The organism is bacterium (assembly GCA_016702305.1).
GTDB lineage: Bacteria > Electryoneota > RPQS01 > RPQS01 > RPQS01 > JABWCQ01.
Genome location: JADJEH010000013.1, coordinates 1 through 7,750, shown reverse-complemented (window position 1 = coordinate 7,750; position 7,750 = coordinate 1). Strand labels below are relative to the sequence as shown.

Below are 7,750 nucleotides of genomic sequence, written 5' to 3'. Positions count from 1 at the left end.
GTGATCTTAAACTGGCCGAAGCCCGGCGAGCGCGCCAGCGGAACTGCGCAAATAAAGCTCGTTGCGACAAGCCCGTGAACTATAATGAAGATGCCCGACCAGAGGATAAGGCTCTGCTGAGGAGCAACCTGAGCGCCGAGTCGGGTGCGAAAACCGAAAGCGGGGCGTCCATCGCTTGATGGTCGCCCTCTTTCACCCTTTCGGGATTCGCCACCAAGCGCAAAACCTTCCGGGCCGGATGCCCGGATCTGCCAAACAGGAAGTCGGCTACTCAGAACCGAAATCTCATGCTCAATTTTTCACCATCATAAATGTAGCTAATTCCAGATGCTTGGTTGCTGAGGTCGTTCCGCTGAACCAATTTACGAATTCGCAGTGTCTCAAAACGCGGACTGGTGTGCCTTCTCTATCCGCCAGGCAACCACGGGCGACCCCCAGCACTTCGGTCTCGTTACGTGCAGGTTCTGTTGTCAGGAAGCCAGCGGAGGACGGCTGGCGATCACGAAGAAATCGGTGAACTTCATCTGATCGGTTCTCCACGATCGAGATGCCATGGGATTGAGAAGCAGAACCAGCGAGAACACGCAAGACCTCAATGAGTCCATCGCGAGTATCGGCGAATGTTCATCGAAAGGCATGGATGGGATGCACGGAGCTGCTGCGAAATGCTGTTCAGCAACGATCGCTGGTTACGTACCCATCAGGCAGGACGACGACTTCGTCGCGTGGGCGAGCAATCAAGTATGTTTCCGAAGACCGAGACAGTCGTGACCAAGAGTCGAGTAGCTCACGAAGTTCTTTGAGAGATCTGAACAGCTTGTTGAGTCAGGGCAAAATCAATCTCAGTCATCTGGAGCAAGACGTTGCCAACTTGCACATCGGCCCGCGGGCGTGGAACGAATCTGGCAGGGAGATCATCGTCACCCGCACCAACGACGAAGGGGCGTGGCCCTGGGAAACGATCTTCGATCACCTGCGTGACGCAGGGTGCCTGGTAAAGCACGGTGACACCGGCGGGTGGGCTGATTGGATCAAGCAGAAGAAGATATGCGGCCAGAATCGTAAGTGCGTCTGGATCGATCTTAAGAAGGCACCGCGTTCGTTCGCGAACTGGCAGAAGCGGTGCGGATGTAGGAGAAAAGGGACGCTGAGGGTTGCCGAAAGGTTACACCTGAAGATGCCCAGAAGTTACCAGCGTAAACCACCGTCAATTAAAGACTTAGGTGCAAAAAGAAGAAGAAAGTAACTTAGTAACCTAAAAACAATATATATATATATATACGAGAAGGGAGGCCTTCCCGTTTGATGGCGATTAAGTCTCCTCTTTACGTCTGGTGATCGGCCTCCCTACGTGAGGAAGTACATCCGCAAATCGGAATGCCCAGGGTTACCGGCGACACTAAGTCTTTTCGTCTAAATGATCTACGTGGCAACCTTCGCCGGTTACCGACTGGTTACCAGCAACTTGACCTGCCGCCGATTCGTTCTTCGCTCGTCGTGAATCTTTCATCTGGGATGTAACGATGCCATCGATCCAGAGTGAATTACATTCTTCCGATGTCTGGTCAATGAACATCAACCACGGCGTCGGCTACATGCTGCCCCTTTGTCCGAAGTTGTCTTGGTTTGAGTGATCGGTAAGAGGGGTGAAGGGTTGGAGATTGCGTGAGTGAGGCGCAAGAAGAAACGAGCGCTGTGAAGCCGCCCGTTTCGTGAGTGGGAAGAAGTTTCGGTTAGTTGGCGTTCGGATTGCGTTGGTCGCGCGGTAGAAGCGGCGTCAGGTAATGTACCGCGGTGACGAAGTCGCAGCCCTGCACCGCCATCGTGAAATCAATCGGATTGAAATTGGTCTCGCATGCGAAGCAGCGGCCCAGATTCGTGCGGGGGTTGACCGCCGACAGATACTCGTGGCAGCGCGGGCAGAGGAACGCTCGTTGGGCTTCGCGCTGCTTGTGCGGCCAACCGAGTTGCTTCAACAGCGAATCCCACGAGATGTCGTTGCGCAAGCGACGCAAGAAGTCGTCGTCAAAGTAATGAGGCATGGTTGTTCGCCGAGACACGGGGAGTTTTGGCTTAGGGGAGTTGGAACTCGCCTGCCGCTTGTCGGAACAACTCGTCATCGATCCGCCCAACCTTGCGGACGGAGGCTTGCAGTAGGCAGGCCGTGGCGAGGTTGTTGATCTGCCGAGGCACGCCACCGGTGAAGTCGTGAATCGATGTCTTCACGCTGTCGTCAAACAACTTGGCATCGCCACCGGCTTGGCTGAGTTGGAAGTCGATGTACCGGCCCGTCTGTTCGCGGTTCAGTGGACGAAGTTGGTAACGGACCGAGATGCGATTGACGAGGTCGGCATGCTGGGCGCGCCGCAGTGTCACGTGTAGCGGCTCTTGTCCCACCAGCAGAATCTTCAAGGGAGGTCGCACGTCGAGTGCCGAACTGATCAGCAGCCGCAGGTCGGTCAGCGTGTCGCCGTTGAGTAGATGAGCCTCGTCGAGGACGAGCAACAATGTGCCTTCGGCCCGCTCGGCCCGTTCCAGGATCTGTTCGTAGAGCCGTTCCTTGCCACGCCGAGGCGTCTCGCCCAGTTTCGTGACGATCAACTTCAGCAAGCCGGCGGACGGCAGTTGGCTGAAGTGGCAGTAAAACGCTTGGCACTTCTGCGGCAGCATGCCATGCAGGAAGCGTTTCAACAACGCGGATTTGCCCACGCCACTGGGACCAGTGACGACACCCAACTGGCCGCTCTGGATCAGGTATTCCAGCCGCGCCAGTCCTTCGTCCATGCGTTGGTCTTGCCACAAGGCGGCGACGGCGGCGTGTTCCGAAAAAGGTTGGCTCTTGAATTGAAAGTGTTGCAGGTACATTAGTCGTTCCTTTCGTGAAGCAGGGATTGAAGTTGAAACAGGACTTCGGGAATCGTCGGGGATTCAGCCCGCGCGAACGCCTCGCGAAGCAGGCTTTCGGTGAGTCGGTCGTGACGTGCATGAAAGGCAGCCAGGGAGTCCACTTCCTGCGTGGTGAGAGCAGAGACGCCGCCAGTGCGTCCCAACAGTCGCGCGAAGACGCGGGCGAAGCTGGTCAGCGACCATTCGTTTCTCTGCCGCGCCGAATGGAAGTCGATGCCTTGCTGGCGTTGCTTTTGGTGCTCGGCTTCGTGTTCGGCTCGCAACGCGTCGAGATAATGAGGCGTGATTGGATCGGCATCCTTCGGCGTCGGTGTTGGCGGATGACTTCCTCTTTCACGCTCGTACCGTTTGCCGAGTCCCAGGTAGACGCCTTCGACCGAGTACAACTGGACTTCGTTAACAGGCGCGAAGGGATCGTACTGGACGATCACTCGATCGCCGCGCAGCTTTGGATCGACGGCGAAGAACCAATTGCCAACGCGAACGTCGGAGAAGTCTTCATCGACCTTCCGCTCCAGCCGCCGATGAAAGAACGCCAGCACCGCCCCCAGATCGACTTGCCGCACGAGCCGAGACGGTTGATGATACCGCTGGTGTGGCGTCTGGCCGGTTTGGCTGTGTTGGTCTTGGTGGTAAGCCATCGCCAGCCAGGCGGCCAGCACGCGATTGAGTTCCTCCAGCGTCAGGATCGAGCTGGCGCGGACTTCCGCTTCGAACTGCGTCTGGCAGGTTTGAAAGAAGCGTTCGATCAGTCCGCCGGGTTGCGGCTCGCGCGGTGGCCGGTGGAGGAGCTTAATATTCAGTTGCGTGCAGGCCAGCTGAAGCGCATTGGCGTGGTAGATCTTGGCGTTGTCGACGTACAGTTCGCGGCTGGCACCTTGGTTGCCCCAGGCCCTCAGCAGCGAATCAGTCAGGATGTCGAGGTTTTCGCGGACGTAGTAACGGGCCTCGACGATGTAACGGCTGTGACAGTCGATCCAGGCGGAGAGATGCGTCTTGATCGCCTCTCCTTCTTGCATCACCAGCGGCCCGTGCTCGAAGTCGCCGACCCACAGCGCGCCCGGCAGCTCGCGCGTCCAACGGCAACGGACTTTCTGCGTCGAGACGCCCAACTTACGGCGCGTCGCTCCCACGCGTTTCAGATGGTGATACAGCGTGCTGCGCGGGAGCGTGCGTCCGAACTCGCGTTTCAGAATGCGATTGATGACTTTGTCTGAGCGGAACGGCTGCTCTTTCTTCAACTCCACGGCGCGAGCTAATAAGTCGGCGTGTTTCTTCCGCGGCTGGCCTCGATCGCTACGGCGACGACGATACAACCCCGGCACGCCTCCATCCTTCAAGCGATGCCACTGACGACGGAACGTGCGCACCGAAATGCGTCGCCGCTGGCCGTTGGGGAGGAGTCGCTCTTGTTGGCTCAGTTTTTGAAAATACCGCTCGCGCTTGGCTTCGGGAATCTCTCCCAGCAGCACCGGACTCAGCAACGAACACCAGAAGACGGCCCATGCTTCATCGTTACGACCCATCGAATTTGACTCCGTACCAGGAACAGGGATCAGGTTCGGAGTCCCAAGCTACGTCAGGAGAAGCCCGACCTCGTGGCGAAACGGGGGAAGAACTTTTCTGGAAAGCGTTCTTCCCACTCGGCGACAAGATGAAGCAGTTGACGCGATTGCCGCAGGAGCTGTTCACGTTGCGGGCTACGGTACTTATGCGGCGCGACGGCACCCACGAAGCGATGGCAAGTGGAGGAGGGAGCACGCTGCTGAATCAGTTCTCGTCCGACGGAGAGTGCGACCAACTGACACCCTATCCAAGTCAGCAGCCGCCAGATGGTGCTGTGATCGAGTGCTCGCTCGTCAATGTCGCGAGCGCTGGGCACCGTCACGTAGCCGGTGACTCGTCCACCGGGGCTAGCCGTTTTCCGATAAGACTGCCGGTCCTTTTCGACGTAACCGGCGGCCAGAGAGAGTAACGTGGGACCCGCGTAGCGTTTATAGGGGAGTACGAAAGTCGGGATAATCGGTAAACACGTATCGACAATGACGACACCGCCAACGAGCCAGCCAGACCGTGACACACAAGACGGTGTGGTCGACGATCAGTCGCAAGCCACGAGGTCGCAGCTGATGGGGCGCGAACGGTGCCTGCTTGCCGCAGCGGGCGCAACATCTTCGGTAACACGCACGATCGACACTCCGCCGGCGCACGGCTCGGTTGTGTGTTTCAACTTCGTCTACAGTCGTAGGCTTCGGAAGTTCGATACTGATGTCAGTTTTTCTGGGGAGGACCGAGGGTCGCGTGATCAAAAACGACCTCGTTCCTCCTTTTTTCATGCGCGACGCGCTGCCCGCCGACACAAGAAAAAGAGGCGGGGTTCGAGATAGAATCTACCGAAGCGGGGTAAAGAGCGGGATCAGGGCGGGGTACTCTACGGACAACTTAATCCAAACTATCGCCGGCTATGCTGGCTAGATAATCTTGAGCGCCGGCACATTCAACACACGTTCAATACACGCCGCTTTAAAACCCCCCACGTCTGCACACGGGTCCCCTACAATTCCCCCCCCGCCTGGCTATAACACCCCGTGGGCTCCAGGCCGAACCCTTGTCAGTACACTCTCGACCTTCAGGACACAATCACGCCGGAACCGTTGTTTCGCCGTCGAAAGTATCGCCGTTTGAAGCAGTCCCGCTGAGACAGTCGCCCGTCTGGAAAAAACCATGGAGGTCGCCAATTAGCAGAACGTAAAAGACAGGAACGAAACCCCCCGGCGGAATCAGGAAAAGATTTCGGATTTGCGAAGCGACGAAGTTCAGTGACGAAGCGCGGCGAAGTCACAACTATCGACCGAAGGGGAGACAGGAGGAAGATAGTGTAAACTAATCATTCATTACAGTGCAACACTGTCATCAGAATTGGCACCCATGGGTACCTACACTATGGGCTTGTGTTAGGAAGCCCCAGGCTCCAAAAACGTCTGCACGCCAGCCTATAACGGCAATCGCCAATCAGCCCGCTCGCCACTTCCATTCACTTTGCGTGAAGTGCTCGTCAGCAGTAGCTGTCTATCTTCGCGCAGAGCAAAGTATTAGCCTAGTTTGCAGCGTGCGTTGGGCTAAGGGGATTGAGCTAGGTCAGGGCAGTACTTGGAGGGGCGAGGGTTCTTTTGGGCCGCCGCTTGTAGCTCTTGTTGAAAGATGGAAACTCCCAACTTTAGCCAGCGAGCGGTTTCCTCAAAAACTTCGATAGGGTGAAGAGGGCTTCATGCGGTTGCAGACTCGCCAACACGGTCACGATCGTGCTGCGACGAGCGGCTCCTGAATCAGTCTTGCTCGTGCGGGCTCCTTTGCGAATCTGCTTCTCGACGCACGTTGCGTTCGCTGATGTTGTTCGTCAGCTCCACTTCTGGATGCGAGACGAAAACGAACAAGCCATCGACGTTCCCGACGAGTTTGCGTTGGAGAAGGATAAACGTTTTGGTGGAATCCGAAGTCAACGGTTGGTTGGACGTGGCCTGCGACACGATCGTTTCTTCGTGACGCGTGCAAAGGACTTCACTCGCGGTTGCAACCGTTCCACCAACGCTTCGACGGCGGCGTGTTGGCAAGATCAGTAGTGAGCGTAGTTGCCAACTCCTTCTCTTCGCTGGCCTCGATCCGGCGAGCATGGCGTGACTCGCAAGCATCGCTGTAGATCTGACAGAAGTCATCGAAAACTTCTTGTACGCTGGTTCGTCGGGGTTTTGCAAAGCCAGCTTGATCATCTTGCGAAGCAGATGGGCCCAGCAAAGTTGATGCTCGCTAAACATCGTCTTATACGCCGCATAGTCATCCGTCACGCCAATGCCACCGAACGATTCTCCCAAAGACGGCAGTCGCTTCGCTCTTCTTGCGAGACACGCCACAGCGAAACAGTGTATACAGGCTGGACGAGAAAACCCACGTATATGGGGCTTCTTGCCAACCTTCAGCCCGTCTCGTCGATGTACACAATCATCTGCAGGGCGATCAGTTCGGCGATCGTGTCGTACTGCTGGTTCCAGTCGTCGGCCAACTGGTTGAGCAGCGAATTGGCCCAGGATTTGGAAAGTTCAAGTCGGTAAAGAAGTTCATGGTCTGGCAGGCATTGTCCAGCGAAACGCCGATCGGTAATGCAAACGCCAGAATCAAAAATGATTTCGATACCGAACTCACTACGACTATTTCGTATTCCTTCGGGCAACGGCAAGTCTCGTGGAGTCGGGCAAGTCGTGAATATCGTACCGCACATAAACGGCTTTGCCATCGGGGGATTCTCCACGCATACTGCAATCGATGCAGAAGGCACTTCTTGCGATCCACACCATCGGGATAGACATCGACAGGCAGGGTGGCACGATCACGTTCGCGTATTGAGGCTTTCGTCGGGTCGCTTGTTCGTGCTTCTTGTCTTGGTTCTGAAGCTTGTTTCTTCCGAGGCTGTAGTTCTCGGTAAAGTCAGGCTTCTTCGCCGCCTTGGATTCTGCCTTCGCCTTGAGCAACGCCTGAAGCTGATCCAGTTTCTCTTCCACTCCTTGATCCTGGCTGCCTGTTGCTCGACCATGTCGAGCAGTTCACCGAATGCGTACGTCACGCGGATCCGTTATGCGAATCTTGCTCGTGGGACATATGTCTCCACTAGCAGATACCTCCGTAACGAGGAATAGCAATTGAAAATAGACAGCTACCTAAACGGCTGACGAGCTGCGTCATTCACATGCTGCAGCAACTGGTTGATCTCCGCAGTGGATAAAAACAGACAATCCCATAGATCTGCTTGTTCCTCGTCTGTTAACTGACCGTTCTCAATATGTCGCTCGAT

General features: G+C 56.2%; 8 protein-coding genes. 2 read left to right on the top strand and 6 right to left on the bottom strand.

Annotated elements, in window-relative coordinates; genetic code table 11:
* Positions 1–799: 799 nt before the first annotated feature.
* Positions 800–1,246, top strand: a complete 447-nt coding sequence (locus IPH10_10790; protein ID MBK6911396.1) for a hypothetical protein — start codon at positions 800–802, stop codon at positions 1,244–1,246.
* 487 nt (positions 1,247–1,733) lie between these two features.
* Here the strand turns inward: IPH10_10790 and IPH10_10785 are convergent, their stop codons facing one another.
* The 3 genes from IPH10_10785 to IPH10_10775 are packed head-to-tail and all read right to left on the bottom strand — an operon-like array spanning position 1,734 to position 4,433.
* On the bottom strand, positions 1,734–2,042 hold the full coding sequence (locus tag IPH10_10785; protein MBK6911395.1) for a hypothetical protein: 309 nt from the start codon (positions 2,040–2,042) through the stop codon (positions 1,734–1,736).
* A 31-nt stretch (positions 2,043–2,073) separates the two neighbouring features.
* Entirely contained in the window at positions 2,074–2,865 is a 792-nt protein-coding gene (locus IPH10_10780; GenBank protein ID MBK6911394.1) for an AAA family ATPase, read from the bottom strand.
* Positions 2,865–4,433: a transposase gene (locus tag IPH10_10775; GenBank protein MBK6911393.1), complete on the bottom strand. Its 1,569-nt coding sequence runs from the start codon at positions 4,431–4,433 to the stop codon at positions 2,865–2,867. Before IPH10_10775 ends, IPH10_10780 begins: the two co-directional genes overlap by 1 nt.
* Between IPH10_10775 and IPH10_10770 the strand changes: the two genes are divergently transcribed.
* Positions 4,412–4,882 (top strand): hypothetical protein, encoded by a 471-nt coding sequence (locus IPH10_10770; GenBank protein ID MBK6911392.1) that lies wholly within the window; start codon positions 4,412–4,414, stop codon positions 4,880–4,882. The two genes, IPH10_10775 and IPH10_10770, sit on opposite strands and share 22 nt — an antisense overlap.
* Before the next feature lie 1,351 nt (positions 4,883–6,233).
* Here IPH10_10770 and IPH10_10765 read toward each other — a convergent pair.
* From IPH10_10765 to IPH10_10755, 3 genes are all read right to left on the bottom strand, one after another.
* Positions 6,234–6,776, bottom strand: a complete 543-nt coding sequence (locus IPH10_10765; protein ID MBK6911391.1) for a transposase — start codon at positions 6,774–6,776, stop codon at positions 6,234–6,236.
* Between the two features lie 101 nt (positions 6,777–6,877).
* On the bottom strand, positions 6,878–7,132 hold the full coding sequence (locus IPH10_10760; GenBank protein MBK6911390.1) for a hypothetical protein: 255 nt from the start codon (positions 7,130–7,132) through the stop codon (positions 6,878–6,880).
* A complete protein-coding gene (locus tag IPH10_10755; GenBank protein ID MBK6911389.1) occupies positions 7,110–7,460 on the bottom strand; it encodes a hypothetical protein in 351 nt (116 codons plus the stop codon). Before IPH10_10755 ends, IPH10_10760 begins: the two co-directional genes overlap by 23 nt.
* Positions 7,461–7,750 lie beyond the last annotated feature (290 nt).

Coding starts and splice junctions, on each gene's coding strand:
- IPH10_10785 (MBK6911395.1), bottom strand. CDS start 2,042: ATGCCTCATTACTTTGACGACGACTTCTTGCGTCGCTTGCGCAACGAC.
- IPH10_10780 (MBK6911394.1), bottom strand. CDS start 2,865: ATGTACCTGCAACACTTTCAATTCAAGAGCCAACCTTTTTCGGAACAC.
- IPH10_10770 (MBK6911392.1), top strand. CDS start 4,412: ATGCTTCATCGTTACGACCCATCGAATTTGACTCCGTACCAGGAACAG.
- IPH10_10775 (MBK6911393.1), bottom strand. CDS start 4,433: ATGGGTCGTAACGATGAAGCATGGGCCGTCTTCTGGTGTTCGTTGCTG.